General features: G+C 71.6%; 13 protein-coding genes. 7 read left to right on the top strand and 6 right to left on the bottom strand.

Annotated features, from left to right (window positions below; all coding sequences use genetic code 11):
* Positions 1 to 19: 19 nt before the first annotated feature.
* From OG730_RS13605 to OG730_RS13590, 4 genes are all read right to left on the bottom strand, one after another.
* Positions 20 to 367: a hypothetical protein gene (locus OG730_RS13605; RefSeq protein WP_327304491.1), complete on the bottom strand. Its 348-nt coding sequence runs from the start codon at positions 365 to 367 to the stop codon at positions 20 to 22.
* Complete coding sequence (locus tag OG730_RS13600; RefSeq protein ID WP_327304490.1) at positions 364 to 891, bottom strand: DUF6232 family protein; 528 nt, start codon at positions 889 to 891, stop codon at positions 364 to 366. The genes OG730_RS13605 and OG730_RS13600 overlap by 4 nt, the downstream gene beginning before the upstream one ends.
* 45 nt (positions 892 to 936) lie before the next feature.
* A complete protein-coding gene (locus OG730_RS13595) occupies positions 937 to 1,968 on the bottom strand; it encodes a glycoside hydrolase family 6 protein (RefSeq protein ID WP_327304489.1) in 1,032 nt (343 codons plus the stop codon).
* 247 nt (positions 1,969 to 2,215) lie between these two features.
* The gene (locus OG730_RS13590) at positions 2,216 to 3,205 is read right to left on the bottom strand and encodes an ArsR/SmtB family transcription factor (RefSeq protein WP_327304488.1); all 990 of its coding nucleotides are present in this window, start codon (positions 3,203 to 3,205) and stop codon (positions 2,216 to 2,218) included.
* Between the two features lie 204 nt (positions 3,206 to 3,409).
* Between OG730_RS13590 and OG730_RS13585 the strand changes: the two genes are divergently transcribed.
* Positions 3,410 to 4,741, top strand: a complete 1,332-nt coding sequence (locus OG730_RS13585; protein ID WP_327304487.1) for an MFS transporter — start codon at positions 3,410 to 3,412, stop codon at positions 4,739 to 4,741.
* A gap of 21 nt (positions 4,742 to 4,762) precedes the next feature.
* On the top strand, positions 4,763 to 5,272 hold the full coding sequence (locus OG730_RS13580; protein WP_327304486.1) for a MarR family winged helix-turn-helix transcriptional regulator: 510 nt from the start codon (positions 4,763 to 4,765) through the stop codon (positions 5,270 to 5,272).
* A 34-nt stretch (positions 5,273 to 5,306) separates the two neighbouring features.
* On the opposite strand, the gene OG730_RS13575 is transcribed toward OG730_RS13580, so the two are convergent.
* Positions 5,307 to 6,623: an RNA-guided endonuclease InsQ/TnpB family protein gene (locus OG730_RS13575; RefSeq protein ID WP_327304485.1), complete on the bottom strand. Its 1,317-nt coding sequence runs from the start codon at positions 6,621 to 6,623 to the stop codon at positions 5,307 to 5,309.
* 216 nt (positions 6,624 to 6,839) lie between these two features.
* Here OG730_RS13575 and OG730_RS13570 point away from each other — a divergent pair, with 216 nt between their 5' ends.
* The 3 genes from OG730_RS13570 to OG730_RS13560 all read left to right on the top strand — a co-directional run bounded on the left by OG730_RS13570 (position 6,840) and on the right by OG730_RS13560 (position 9,642).
* Positions 6,840 to 7,169: a DUF3817 domain-containing protein gene (locus OG730_RS13570; RefSeq protein ID WP_327304484.1), complete on the top strand. Its 330-nt coding sequence runs from the start codon at positions 6,840 to 6,842 to the stop codon at positions 7,167 to 7,169.
* A gap of 146 nt (positions 7,170 to 7,315) precedes the next feature.
* Positions 7,316 to 9,016 carry a coenzyme B12-dependent isobutyryl-CoA mutase large subunit gene (locus tag OG730_RS13565; RefSeq protein WP_327304483.1) on the top strand — a complete coding sequence of 567 codons (1,701 nt, stop codon included), beginning with the start codon at positions 7,316 to 7,318 and terminating at the stop codon, positions 9,014 to 9,016.
* Between the two features lie 65 nt (positions 9,017 to 9,081).
* Positions 9,082 to 9,642 carry a hypothetical protein gene (locus tag OG730_RS13560; RefSeq protein WP_327304482.1) on the top strand — a complete coding sequence of 187 codons (561 nt, stop codon included), beginning with the start codon at positions 9,082 to 9,084 and terminating at the stop codon, positions 9,640 to 9,642.
* Here OG730_RS13560 and OG730_RS13555 read toward each other — a convergent pair.
* Complete coding sequence (locus tag OG730_RS13555; protein WP_327304481.1) at positions 9,575 to 10,246, bottom strand: TetR/AcrR family transcriptional regulator; 672 nt, start codon at positions 10,244 to 10,246, stop codon at positions 9,575 to 9,577. The two genes, OG730_RS13560 and OG730_RS13555, sit on opposite strands and share 68 nt — an antisense overlap.
* A gap of 284 nt (positions 10,247 to 10,530) precedes the next feature.
* On the opposite strand from OG730_RS13555, the gene OG730_RS13550 reads away from it, so the two are divergent.
* Together OG730_RS13550 and OG730_RS13545 are read left to right on the top strand one after the other, a co-directional pair.
* Complete coding sequence (locus OG730_RS13550) at positions 10,531 to 11,538, top strand: tetratricopeptide repeat protein (protein WP_327304480.1); 1,008 nt, start codon at positions 10,531 to 10,533, stop codon at positions 11,536 to 11,538.
* A 616-nt stretch (positions 11,539 to 12,154) separates the two neighbouring features.
* Positions 12,155 to 12,796 carry a DUF6230 family protein gene (locus OG730_RS13545; protein WP_327304479.1) on the top strand — a complete coding sequence of 214 codons (642 nt, stop codon included), beginning with the start codon at positions 12,155 to 12,157 and terminating at the stop codon, positions 12,794 to 12,796.
* Positions 12,797 to 12,800 lie beyond the last annotated feature (4 nt).

Below are 12,800 nucleotides of genomic sequence, written 5' to 3'. Positions count from 1 at the left end.
GGACCCGGCCTGGATCCCGTCAGGCGGACAGGGCGCGGAACTGGGTGATCGCGGTGAGCACGGGGAGTCCGACCTCACCGACCACGGCGGCGATCCGCTGGACGGTGTCGAGCGCCCGGCGCACGGCGCCGGGGCCCGCGGCCTCGCCCTCGCGGACGGTCTCCAGGGACGCGTCGATGTCGGCGAGGTCGTCCCCGGAGACCTGGCCGCGCAGGACCTCGATGAGTCTGATCACGTCCTGGAGGGCCGCGGACTGGACCTGGGGTGCGTGGTGGCTGTTCACCACCTTCCCGATGTTGCCCGTACCGGAGACGTCGATCCTGTCGCCGATGTGGTTGACCCTCCAGAGGGGTTCCTCGCCGGTCATCCGACCACCTTTCCGGTGTTGTCCGTGCCGGCGACGTTGATGGTGTCGCCGATCTGCGCGATGTGGTTCTCGATGCGGATCGCGAAGGCGGCGTTCGGATCGTCGATCGCGTCGGTGATCCTCGCGACCAGGTCTTGGACCTCTGTGATGTCGAGGCTGACCAGAGCGGGGTGCGCGGCGCCGCCGGTCTCGATGACCAGGACGTAGTAGGTCTTGGTGCGCAGTACCGACACCAGTCGTGACACCAGGATCACGGCGATGGTCGCGGCCGGGGCGACGACGACGAGCACCACCCCGAACGCGCCCAGGCCCCCGGCGGTGAGGGCCACCAGGAGGATCATGAACCTTACGAAGGCCGAGACGGCCGGCCCGCGGGCGGTGCCCCAGCTGAGCGCCCTGACCCGGGTGATGTTGGTGACGGGGAACGCGTCGGCGCCGACCCAGAGCATGCGTCGTGCGACGCGGACCTCGATGACCTCTCGCCCGGATATGACGGACCCCCCCGGTGCCGTTTCGTAGCACACAGGATCTAGCTCAACTCCCCTTGTGACAAGGGGAAATCGGCCAACCTAGTCCGTGGCGCGGCGGGCCAGGCCCAGGGCGTAGTCCGGCCACCACTTCCCCGCCGGGGGGCCGCCGCGGCAGGTGCCGTCCGATTCGCCGGGGCGCTTGATCCAGAGGTACGCGTCCACGAGCGGGTCACCCGTACCGTCGGTCGGGGGCGTGCCCAGCGCCCGGCCGGGCGGATTGCACCAGGCCTGGTCGCGGTCGCCCCGGAGCGGGCCGTCGCCGTTGCGGCTGGTGTCGATGACGAAGTGCTTGCCCTTGGTGGCCTGGGAGAGGGCGGCGCCGTACTCCCGGCCGGCCGCGCTGGGCTGGAAGTTGGACACGTTGAGGGCGAAGCCGTCGGCGCGGTCGAGTCCGGCCTTGTAGAGGGGATCGACCAGCTTCCGCTGGTCCGGGATCCAGGCCGGATTGCCGGCGTCCAGGTAGACCTTGGTGTTCTTGTTGCGCTTGAGCCGGTCGACGGCCTCGGAGAGCAGCCGCAGCCGCTCGTCGCGGTGGCCGGCCTGGGTGCAGCCGTCCACGAGGTGCGGGACCGCGTCCGGCTCCAGGACGACCAGGGCCTTGGTGTCGGCGATGTTGTCGGCGAAGGCGCCGATCCAGCTCCGGTACGCGGCGGCGTCCCGGGCGCCGCCCGCCGAATGCTGCCCGCAGTCCCGGTACGGGATGTTGTACGCGACGAGGACCAGCGTGCGGCCCGCCGCGCGGGCGCTCGCCCCGGCCCGGCGGATCTCCGGGCCGGGGTCGCCGGCCGGGCCCCACAGGGCCATCGGCCGGTCGGCGATGCGGCGCAGCACCTGGGCGTCGCTGTTGCGGCCCTGCGCCTCCCAGGCGGCGACCTGGCGGGCGGCGTCGCTCTGCGGGTCCACCCAGAACGGGGAGTCGTCGACGAGGCCGACCCCTGCCGGGTGGTGGGGCGGGGCGGATTCCGGCTGGGCGGTGGGGGCGGGGGAGCATGCGGCTGCCGCCGTGAGGGCGAGGGCTGCGGTGAGGAGGGTGGCGGGGCGGCTGCGGGGGCTGCGGCGGCGGGCTGGCATCCGGCTTCCTCGGGGCGAAGGGGTGAGCGGCTGCGGGCCGGGTCATCGTGACATAACGGGCAGTTGGGGTGGGGTACGACACTGCCGAGTGCGGCCGGGTGGGGGGAGGGCGAGGGGGGAGGGGTGGGGGTGGCGCTGCGCGGTGCTGTCCCCTACCCGCCCTTCCTCCGTTCCCCGGGCTGCGCCCGGACCGCCTCGGGGGCTCCGCCCCCGGACCCCCGCTCCTCAAACGCCGGAGGGGCTGCATTCACCCCGGCGAAGCCGGATTCGTCAGGGCGATGGCCAGCGGGGTGCGTTCGTAGAGGATCTGGTGGCCGTGGCGGGCCGAGATGAGGAGGCCCGCTTCCTGGAGGGTCTTCAGGTGTGCGGAGACCGTGGAGGGGGCCAGGGACAGGCGGTGGGCCAGGGCGGTGGTCGAGGCCGGCTCGGTGAGGGCGCACAGGACGTCCGCGCGGGCTCGGCCCAGGAGCCTGGCCAGGGCCCGGGGGGCCGGGCCCGCGGGGGCCGTCCACAGGGCGCCGATGCCGCGGGCCGGGTACACCAGGGTCGGCTGCCACGGCGGGTCGTAGCCGCCCACCACCTCCGGCCAGACGAAGGCGCTCGGCATGAGGAGCAGCCCCTGACCGTCGAGGGAGCGGTCGTGGTGGCCCCGGCGGGCGATGGTGAGGGTGTTCCCCGACCAGCGCAGATCCGGGTGGAGCCCGTCGAAGAGGGCCTCCAGCCCGCCCGCGGCCAGTCGCCGGGAGTGGAACAGGACGTCCGCCTCCAGCAGGGCGCGCAGCCGGGTCCAGTGCGGGGCGACCAGCACCCGCCAGGCCTGCTCGTAGAGGTCGGCCAGCTCCTGGACCGCCCGCTCCGGATCGGCGAGCATCCGCTGCCCGGCCGCGCTCTCCAGGGCGCCCGGGGTGCAGACGAGGGAGCGCCGCAGGTCCTCCCGGGCCGCCTGCGCATCGGCGGCCCGGACCCGCGCGAGTTCCTCCTCGAAGGTGACCGACGGGCCCGTCGGCGGCGGGCTGAGAAAGTCCGGATTGTGCCCCGTGCGCGGCATCAGCAGCCACAGCGGCCGCAGGTCCAGCCCGGCGGCCGCCGTGCGGATCCCGCGGAGCCAGGGCAGGTGGTAGGCGTGGCGGCGCTGGTCCAGGAGGACCCGTACCGCCTCCTGGGTCTCCCAGCGGGGCGAGATCGAGAACCGGCAGCGCAGCAGGTCGGCGGGGCCGAAGCGGAAGTGGAACGGCACGGGTCCCTCCGGGGGTGGGACGGGACGGGCCGGGCGGGCGGCGGGATGCCGGGCGGCGCTCGGCGGGTCGGGGTGACGGGTCTCCGGGCGGAGAGAGCAGGGCCGGTGTGCGGCCAACCTCCCCGGCTGCCGTGCCGGAGAGGGGTGATTCGGGTGAGGGCGAATCTCTGGTACCCCAGCCTAGGTGCCGCCACGGTGCACCGTATGACCACCGCCAACCAGGACGCACCCGCCGCCGAGCCGCATCCCGTCCCCGATCCTCATCCCGCCGCCGATCCGCATACCGTCCCCGGGCCGCCCGAGCGGCCCCCCGCGCAGCCCCCCGTCGGCTACCGGGCCGTCTTCCGGGTCGGGGAGTTCCGGCCGGTCTTCGCCGCGCACCTGCTGTCCGTGCTCGGCGTCGTCATCGCCGAGATCTCCCTCACCGTCCTCGTCTACCGCGCCACCGGCTCCCCCCTGATGAGCGCGCTCACCTTCGCCCTCGGCTTCCTGCCCTACGCCCTCGGCGGCACGCTCCTCGCGCCGCTCGCCGACCGGCTCCCCGCCCGCCGGGTGCTCGTCGGCTGCGACCTCGTCTGCGCGGCCTGCGCGGCGGCCATGGCCGCGCCCGGCACCCCGGTCGCGCTGCTCCTCGTACTGCGCTGCGCGATGGCCTTCGTCGCGCCGCTGTTCCAGGGCACCCGCAGCGCCTCCCTCGCCGACGTGCTCGGCGCCGGGGACGCGTACGTCCTGGGCCGCTCGCTGCTGCGCATGGTGGCCCAGAGCGCCCAGCTCATCGGCTTCGGGCTCGGCGGGCTGCTGCTCACCGTGCTGGCCCCGCGCGGGGCGATCCTCCTCACGGCCGCCGGTTTCCTCGGCTCCGCGGCCCTGCTGCGGCTGGGCACCCGGGCCCGCCCCGCCCGGTCCGCGGGCGCCGGTGCGCGGGTCTCCCCGATCGCGGGACTGCGCGCCGTCCTGGGTCACCGCCGGCTGCGGGCCCTCACCCTGCTGTCCTGGCTGCCGCCGCTCTTCGTGGTCGTACCCGAGGCCCTGCTGACCCCGTACGCCACCGGCCTGGGCATCTCCACGGCCGGGCTCGGGCTGCTGATGTGCGCGATGCCCGCCGGCGCCATCGCCGGGGAGGTGTGGGCGGGTTCGGCGCTCACCGCCCGAACGCGTTCGCGGATCACGGCCCCGCTCGCGGCGCTCTCGCTGCTGCCGCTGCTCGCGTACGCCGTCCGGCCCGGCCTCCCGCTCCTGCTGGGCACGCTCGTCCTGGCCGGGCTGGCCCACGCGTACACCCTCGGGCTCGACCAGTGGTACGTCGAGGCCGTGCCCGAGGAGCTGCGCGGCCGGGCGATGACCCTGCTCAGCACCGGGCTGATGACCCTTCAGGGCGTCGGCATGGCGCTCGCCGGGGTCGCGGCGGAGTTCCTGCCCGTGCACGTGGTCGTCGCGTCGGCCGCGGTCCTGGGCACCGGGGTCGTCCTGCTGCTGCTCGCCGAGGTGCGCCGGACGGACGGGCCGAGGCGTGAGACGGATCCCGCCGCCAAATGACCGCCCGGTAGGGTCGGGTGCGTGCCCAAGCCGCTCAGCCTTGCCTTCGACCCGATCGCCCGCGCCGACGAACTCTGGCAGCAACGCTGGGGTCCGGTGCCCTCGATGGCCGCGATCACCTCGATCATGAGGGCGCATCAGATCCTGCTCGGCGAGGTCGACGCGGTCGTCAAGCCGTACGGCCTGACCTTCGCGCGCTACGAGGCGCTCGTGCTGCTGACCTTCTCCAAAGCCGGGGAACTGCCGATGTCGAAGATCGGCGAGCGGCTGATGGTGCACCCGACGTCGGTGACGAACACCGTGGACCGGCTGGTGAAGTCCGGGCTCGTCGCCCGCCGCCCGAACCCGAACGACGGGCGCGGCACCCTCGCGTCGATCACGGACAAGGGCCGCGAGGTGGTCGAGGCGGCCACCAAAGCGCTGATGGAGATCGACTTCGGGCTGGGCGCCTACGACGCCGAGGAGTGCGGGGAGATCTTCGCGCTCCTGCGCCCGCTCCGGGTGGCCGCGGCCGACTTCGAGGAGAATTGACGATCCTCGCCCCCTTGATTGGGGGCGATTCCTTTTAGCTCGTGTGAGCGGGCTTCGGGGCTTCACGCATCCGCCTCCGGCCGATGGCCGGGACTCGCACCCTGAGGGTGCTGCGCGTGCTGTTGATATCCGAGCCGCCCGTCCGGCGGGCTCGGGCCTCGATCTCGATCGAGGCATTGTGGTCGGCGTCGTCCTCGTGCCCGCACCGGGTGCAGGCGAACAGCCGACCGCATCCCTTGCGGGATTCGGGATCGACCTGGCCACACTTGGCGCAGGTCTGGGAGGTGTGGAACGGCGGCACCGCGACGAGTACGGACCCGTATATGCGGGCCTTGTACTCAAACTGGCGCCGCCGCTCGCCCGGGATGTTGTCGAGGATCGACCGGTTCAACCCGGCCTTGGCTCGGACGTTCTTGCCCGGTGTTTCGACGCTGTCCTTCGCGGAGGCGGTCATGTTCTTCACGCGCAGGTCCTCGATGCCGATCAGGCCGTGGTTTTTGGCGAGGTCGGTGGTGAGTTTGTGCGTGAAGTCCTGGCGCCGGTTGGCCCGCCGGGTGGTGAGCCTTGCGATCTGGGCGATCGTCGTACGCAGGCGGTGGCTGTACTTCCCTCCGTTGGGCTTCTTCGTGTAGGTGATCTGGCGGGCCTTGCGCTGTTCGAGCGCTTTGAGTCGCTTCTTCTCGTTGGCGGTCAGTGTCGGCGGCATGAGCCGGGGCGTGGTCTCGGTGGACACGAACGCGGACGCGGCGACGCCGAAGTCCACCCCGCACGCGGGCTTCCCGTTTGGCGTGTCCGGCTTGCGGCTGGTGTGGACACCGAAGGAGACGTGCCAGCCGTTACCGTCTCGCGAAACGGTGGCGTTACGGATCGTTCCCCCAATGGCGCGGGAGAGCCGGAAGCGCAGCCAGCCCAGCTTCGGCAGACGCAACTCGGCCCACTTGCGGTTCACCTTGCGGACCTCGACCGCCTGGCCCGGGAACGGGATCGACAGGCGGTGCCCGCGTTTCTTCCGTGCCGGGAATCGTGCCGGGTGTTCGGGGTTCCAGAAGTTGTCGTAGGCCCGATCTAGGTTGCGAAGGATCTGCTGACCGGCCTGCGCGGGCAGGTCACCGATCCAGTCAAGATCCGTACGAGCTGCCGTCAGGTGCCTGCACTGCTCGGCCGACCGCAGGGTGTACGCCCGCTGCTCCCACAGGTACACGCGCTGTTCCAGAGCCACGTTCCACAGGGCACGCACCGTATGACCCCACCCGGTCAGGACCTGGTCCTGATCCCCGGTGGGGTACGCACGATACTTACGCCCCGCATCCGCCTTCACACCCCCATCGTGCCGACGATTAACGACCGGCATGGCCCAGATCCGTGAAAGACACGCATTGTGCCTTCGTGTGCACGCAGGCATGTTTTTCGTGACGAAACACCGGCGCAAAGTGTCCGTCGATGCGCACCTCAAACAGATGGGGGGCATCATGTGCGCCGTCTGCGAGGACAATCACGTCCACTCAGACCCAGGCATCAACCCGGCCCCCGTCAAGATCGTGCAAACCGGACGGCTAGGCTCGACGCCATGAAACGAAGCGTGCTGACCCGCTACCGCGTCATGGCCTACGTGACCGCGGTCATGCTCCTGATCCTGTGTGCCTGCATGGTGGCGAAGTACGGCTTCGACACCGGCGCCGACCTGACCTTCGCGGTCTCGCAGGCGCACGGTGTGCTGTTCATGGTCTACCTGGTGTTCGCCTTCGACCTGGGCTCCAAGGCCAAGTGGCCGTTCGGCAAGCTCCTGTGGGTCCTGGTCTCCGGCACCATCCCGCTCGCCGCGTTCTTCGTCGAGCGCAAGGTCCGCGCCGAGGTGGAGCCCCTCGTCGTCGGCGCTCCGGCCGCCGCCCGCGCCTGACCCCAGGGACTCCACGGACCCCGGGCGACCTGCCCGGAGTGATCGACCCGGAGTGATCCACCTGGAGTGATCCACCCACCCCCGGGGGGGACTCCCCGGGGGTGGGCCATCGACATTTACTAGGACGTCCTAGTAAATTCAGTGGCATGGACGCTGACGCCATTGAGGAAGGCCGCCGTCGCTGGCAGGCCCGGTACGACAAGGCCCGCAAGCGCGAGGCCGATTTCACCACGCTCTCCGGCGACCCCGTCGATCCCGTCTACGGACCCCGGCCCGGCGACTCGTACGAGGGCTTCGAGCGCATCGGCTGGCCCGGGGAGTACCCGTACACCCGGGGCCTGCACGCCACCGGCTACCGGGGGCGGACCTGGACCATCCGGCAGTTCGCCGGCTTCGGCAACGCCGAGCAGACCAACGAGCGCTACAAGATGATCCTGGCCGCCGGCGGCGGCGGGCTCTCCGTCGCCTTCGACATGCCCACCCTGATGGGGCGCGACTCCGACGACCCCCGCGCGCTCGGCGAGGTCGGCCACTGCGGGGTGGCCATCGACTCCGCCGCCGACATGGAGATCCTCTTCAAGGACATCCCGCTCGGCGACGTGACCACCTCCATGACGATCAGCGGGCCCGCCGTCCCCGCCTTCTGCATGTACCTGGTGGCCGCCGAGCGCCAGGGCGTCGACCCGGCCGTCCTGAACGGGACGCTCCAGACCGACATCTTCAAGGAGTACATCGCCCAGAAGGAGTGGCTCTTCGAACCCGAGCCGCACCTGCGCCTCATCGGCGACCTCATGGAGTACTGCGCGAACGGCATCCCCGCCTACAAGCCGCTCTCCGTCTCCGGCTACCACATCCGCGAGGCCGGGGCCACGGCCGCGCAGGAGCTCGCCTACACCCTCGCCGACGGGTTCGGGTACGTGGAGCTGGGCCTCTCGCGCGGGCTCGACGTGGACCACTTCGCGTCCGGGCTCTCCTTCTTCTTCGACGCCCACCTCGACTTCTTCGAGGAGATCGCCAAGTTCCGCGCCGCCCGCCGCATCTGGGCCCGCTGGATGAAGGAGGTGTACGGGGCGAAGTCCGAGAAGACGATGTGGCTGCGCTTCCACACCCAGACGGCCGGGGTCTCCCTCACCGCCCAGCAGCCCTACAACAACGTCGTGCGCACCGCCGTGGAGGCCCTCGCGGCCGTCCTGGGCGGCACGAACTCGCTCCACACCAACGCCCTCGACGAGACCCTCGCGCTGCCGAGCGAGCAGGCCGCCGAGATCGCCCTGCGCACGCAGCAGGTGCTGATGGAGGAGACGGGCGTGGCCAACGTGGCCGACCCGCTGGGCGGCTCCTGGTTCGTCGAGCAGCTCACCGACCGCATCGAGGCCGAGGCCGAGAAGATCTTCGAGCAGATCAAGGAGCGCGGTCTGCGCGCCCACCCGAACGGGCAGCACCCGATCGGGCCGATCACCTCGGGCATCCTGCGGGGCATCGAGGACGGCTGGTTCACCGGGGAGATCGCCGAGTCGGCCTTCCAATACCAGCGTTCGGTGGAGAAGGGCGACAAGCGCGTCGTGGGCGTCAACGTCCACCACGGCTCGGTCACCGGGGACCTGGAGATCCTGCGGGTCAGCCACGAGGTGGAGAAGGTGCAGGTCCGCGAGCTCGCGGAGCGCAAGGCCGGCCGGGACGAAGCGAAGGTGACGGCGGCGCTGGACGCCATGCTGGCCGCCGCCCGCGACGGGTCGAACATGATCCCGGCCATGCTGGACGCGGCGCGCGCCGAGGCCACGATGGGCGAGATCTGCAACCTGCTGCGGGACGAGTGGGGCACGTACACGGAGCCGCCCGGCTTCTGACGGCCCGTCGCGCGTGGCGGGCCCGTCACCCGTGACGCGCGAGGACACGCCCTAAGGTGGCGGCCATGACAGGCCGCCACCTTCCCGTCCCCGTGCACGGGGTGACCGCCCGCGTGCTCATGCAGACCAACTGCGGGCCGTACGCGTACATCGCCGCCGACTTCGAGCCGCCCGGCCCGGGCGGGCTGACGGAGGTCCTGAACGCCGTCCCGGCCGAGCGCCGGCTGCCCGAGGTGTACGCCGCCTGCGTGCGGGCGGGCATCGTGCGCGGCCTCGACGGGGTGGCGGCCTCGGTGCTGCTCACCGACGCCCACCTCCACGAGGTGGACGCCTCCGAGTACGGCTACCGGCTCGCCGGGCTCGAGGCCGGGCGGGCGGCCCTGGTGGCCTGCGGGCTGCTGCCGCCGGAGGAGGCCGACAGCCTGCGCTGGGCCGACTGGCCGGGGCGGCCGAGGCCCTGGCCGGGCCACAACCCGCGCTCGGACGCGCTGACCGCGTCGGCCCCGGCCTGGTGCGCGGACTTCCTGCCGCTGTCGGACGGCGGCCGGCCCGCGGTGGTCACACCGCCGGAGCGGGGCCGGAAGGGCCGGAAGGGCCGGCGGGGGAGCCCTGGAGGCCGTACATGAGCAGCGCCGTGAAGGTGGCCACCCACAGCTCGTCCACCGGCTCGGAACTCACCAGCGCGCGGTGCACCACGGTGCCCGCGATCACGTCGAAGATCAGGTCCGTGGTGTGGGCGGCGAGGGACTCGTCCTCCTCGTAGGGGAGTTCGCCCCGGGCCTGCGCGCGTTCGCGCCCCAGTACGACGAGACGTTTCTGCCGGTCCACGATCGCCGACCGGATCCGGTCCCTCAGCGCCTCGTCCCGGGTGGACTCGGCGACGACCGCCATCAGGGCCGTACGGGCCTCCGGGCGCCGCAGCAGCGCCGCGAACTGGAGCACCACGTACTCGATGTCGCCTTCGAGGGAGCCCCGGTCGGGGAGTTCGAGGGAGTCGAAGAGCTCCGCGACGGCGTCCACGACCAGTTCGCTCTTGCCCGACCAGCGCCGGTAGAGGGTGGTCTTCGCGACCCCGGCCCGCGCCGAGACGTCCCCCATCGTCAGCTTCGACCAGCCCAGCTCCACCAGCGCGTCCCTGGTCGCGGCGAGGATCGCGGCGTCCGCCGTGGCGCTGCGCGGGCGTCCGGTGCGACCGGGCGGGCAGGAGGTGTCCGAGCTGGGGTTGCGCATGGCCGAGACCATACCCGCCGGTAGCAGGGCCGATCGGCCCCCCGGGTGTGTGGTTCAGATCACGACCCGCGGACGGCCGGGGGGAGTTACGCTACGACTCGTAGCGTAAGAGCGACAACCACGCGAAGAGCTACCGGCGCCAGGTGGGGACCCGGCGCCACGGCAGGACACAGCGGTACACGTCAGGACGCAGTACGCAGCGGGAACAGCACGGCAGGTACCGCGATCGGTTCGTTTCGGCCGATCTTTTTCGTCGGCGCGCGCACTCGGGGGAGGATGTACGCATGCAGCCCAGAAACATGTCCATGAGCGGCGTCGTCGACCTCGCCGCGGTGAAGGCGGCCGGTGAGGCCAAGGCCAAGGCCGAGCAGGCCCGCGCCGAGGCGGCCCGGAAGGCCGCTCAGGGCGGTGCGCCCGCGCCCGCCGGGGCCGTTCCGCCGTCCGCGCTCGTCTTCGACACCGACGAGACCCGCTTCGAGAGCCACGTCGTCCCGCTCTCGGGCGAGGTTCCGGTCATCCTCGACTTCCGCGCCGAGGGCTTCGAGCAGGGGCGGGAGCTGAGCCTGCTGCTGGAGCGGCTCACCATCGAGGCGAACGGCCGCCTCGCGCTGGCCGCGCTCGACGTCGCGGCCAACCAGAACCTCATCCGCGAGTTCCGCATCCAGGCGCTCCCGGCCGTCTTCGCCGTGGTCGCCGGTCAGGCGATGCCGCTGTTCCAGGACTTCGTCTCCGAGGGCGAGGTCCGCGGGGTCCTGGCCCAGCTGGTCCAGATCGCCGAGGAGCGCTTCGGGGTCATCGGCGTCGAGGTGGACCCGGGCGCAGAGGGCGCCGCCGCCCCGGGCGCGGACGCGGAGGACGCCGAGGAGCCGGCCGGTCCGTACGACGCGCTGCTCGACGAGGCGATCGAGGCGCTGGACGCCGACGACCTGGACGGGGCGGTGCGCGCCTACAAGAACGTGCTGGAAGCCGATCCGTCCAACAGTGACGCCAAGCTGGGCCTGGCCCAGGCCGAGCTGTTCGTCCGGGTCAAGGACATGAACCCGCAGGCGGTGCGTGCCGCGGCGGCCGAGAACCCGAAGGACCCGGCGGCGCAGATCGCCGCGGCCGACCTGGATCTGGCCGGCGGTCACGTGGCGGACGCCTTCGGGCGGCTGGTCGACACCGTGAAGGTGACGTTCGGTGAGGACCGCGACGCGGTGCGCGTGCGGCTGCTGGAGATGTTCGAAGTGGTCGGCCCGGACAACCCGCTCGTCACCTCGGCCCGTACGGCCCTCGCGCGGGTGCTCTTCTGACGCCTGCTCCCGTACCGGCACCGGACCGGCACGAGACCGGCACCACACCGGCACACCACCGGTGATTTGTTGACACGGAGATAAACAGCGGCCGCGCTTTGCCAAAACTTGGCAATCGCGGCCGCTGTTACTCGCAGTAAATCGAACCCCGTGAACTGTCCGGTGTGTTCGCTCTTCCGCCGTTCTGTCGTGGCCCTTGGTAACACCCTGTGTTGCTGCCCGACAGGGGCAGGACTCCCTCAGGTTATCTGGCCGTTACCCGCCAGTAACGAACCCCCTTGTGCCCCGGCCGTGAATGGACCACGATCGGCGACGCTCGGTCCTTCCCGCAGAGCCGCTCATCCGGAGCCGCGGTGGAGGGTCCCCACCGGGCCGGCCGGTGGCAGTGGCACCGGCCGTGGGACAGGGGGGTCTCCGTCACACGGCGGGGCCTGTCCCCCCAGGTTGCGCGAACGCGTGGCCAAGTGGTTGTCGCTCGGGGGTGAACGCCGGTGTACGGACGCGGTTTCGCCGCGGCTCGTCCGCTCGCGCTCCTTCCCGAGGACGTAGCACTTCTCCCATCCCAGGACGGGCACCGCCCGGACCGGAGATGTACGTCCGAGAAGGAGGAACGAACATGATTTCCCAGATTCGTGGCGGGACCAGATGGAAGCGCTTCGCGCTCGTCATGGTGCCGAGCATCGCCGCCACGGCGGCGGTCGGTGTCGGCCTGGCGCAGGGTGCCCTCGCGGCGTCCTTCAGCGTGTCCGGCCAGGACTTCAAGGTCAGTGCGGACTCGCTCGAGGGCACTGACATGATCCAGTACGGCAGCGTGGCTCAGGGCGCGACCCTGGGGTCGGACAAGAAGTCCTACCACCCGGTGATCATCTCCGGCTTCAAGGAAGCCAAGATCACCAACATGTGCCAGTCGCTGGTGACGGCGACCCCGCTCGGCAACATCACCATGCAGCTCAAGACGGGCCACAAGGGCCGTGCCGCCGTCGCGAAGAACATCTACCTCGATGTCGCCGAGCTCGACGCGGACGCCGTTCTGGGCGACCTCGACATCGGTGTAGCGGCCGGTGACGGCAGCCACGCCACCAAGCCCGCGACGGGCACGCTGGCGGACGGCGGACTGTTCTCGCAGCGGGCCAAGACGGCCACGCTGACGAAGGTGCGCCAGAAGGCCTGGGCGACGACGGCGGGTACCTTCACCCTGCCCGACCTCAACCTGCGCCTGCTCAGCGGCGACAAGCCGTGCTACCCGGACGAGAAGTAGTCCG

This window comes from Streptomyces sp. NBC_01298 (assembly GCF_035978755.1).
Lineage (GTDB): Bacteria > Actinomycetota > Actinomycetes > Streptomycetales > Streptomycetaceae > Streptomyces.
Note: the sequence above shows the minus strand (reverse complement) of the source record. Positions and strands in the feature narration are given on the sequence as shown.

Bases quoted from the DNA above. Each gene is read 5' to 3' on its own strand.
- OG730_RS13605 (WP_327304491.1), bottom strand. From the start codon at position 367: ATGACCGGCGAGGAACCCCTCTGGAGGGTCAACCACATCGGCGACAGG.
- OG730_RS13595 (WP_327304489.1), bottom strand. From the start codon at position 1,968: ATGCCAGCCCGCCGCCGCAGCCCCCGCAGCCGCCCCGCCACCCTCCTC.
- OG730_RS13585 (WP_327304487.1), top strand. From the start codon at position 3,410: ATGACCACCGCCAACCAGGACGCACCCGCCGCCGAGCCGCATCCCGTC.
- OG730_RS13575 (WP_327304485.1), bottom strand. From the start codon at position 6,623: ATGCCGGTCGTTAATCGTCGGCACGATGGGGGTGTGAAGGCGGATGCG.
- OG730_RS13570 (WP_327304484.1), top strand. From the start codon at position 6,840: ATGAAACGAAGCGTGCTGACCCGCTACCGCGTCATGGCCTACGTGACC.
- OG730_RS13565 (WP_327304483.1), top strand. From the start codon at position 7,316: ATGGACGCTGACGCCATTGAGGAAGGCCGCCGTCGCTGGCAGGCCCGG.
- OG730_RS13560 (WP_327304482.1), top strand. From the start codon at position 9,082: ATGACAGGCCGCCACCTTCCCGTCCCCGTGCACGGGGTGACCGCCCGC.
- OG730_RS13555 (WP_327304481.1), bottom strand. From the start codon at position 10,246: ATGCGCAACCCCAGCTCGGACACCTCCTGCCCGCCCGGTCGCACCGGA.
- OG730_RS13550 (WP_327304480.1), top strand. From the start codon at position 10,531: ATGCAGCCCAGAAACATGTCCATGAGCGGCGTCGTCGACCTCGCCGCG.
- OG730_RS13545 (WP_327304479.1), top strand. From the start codon at position 12,155: ATGATTTCCCAGATTCGTGGCGGGACCAGATGGAAGCGCTTCGCGCTC.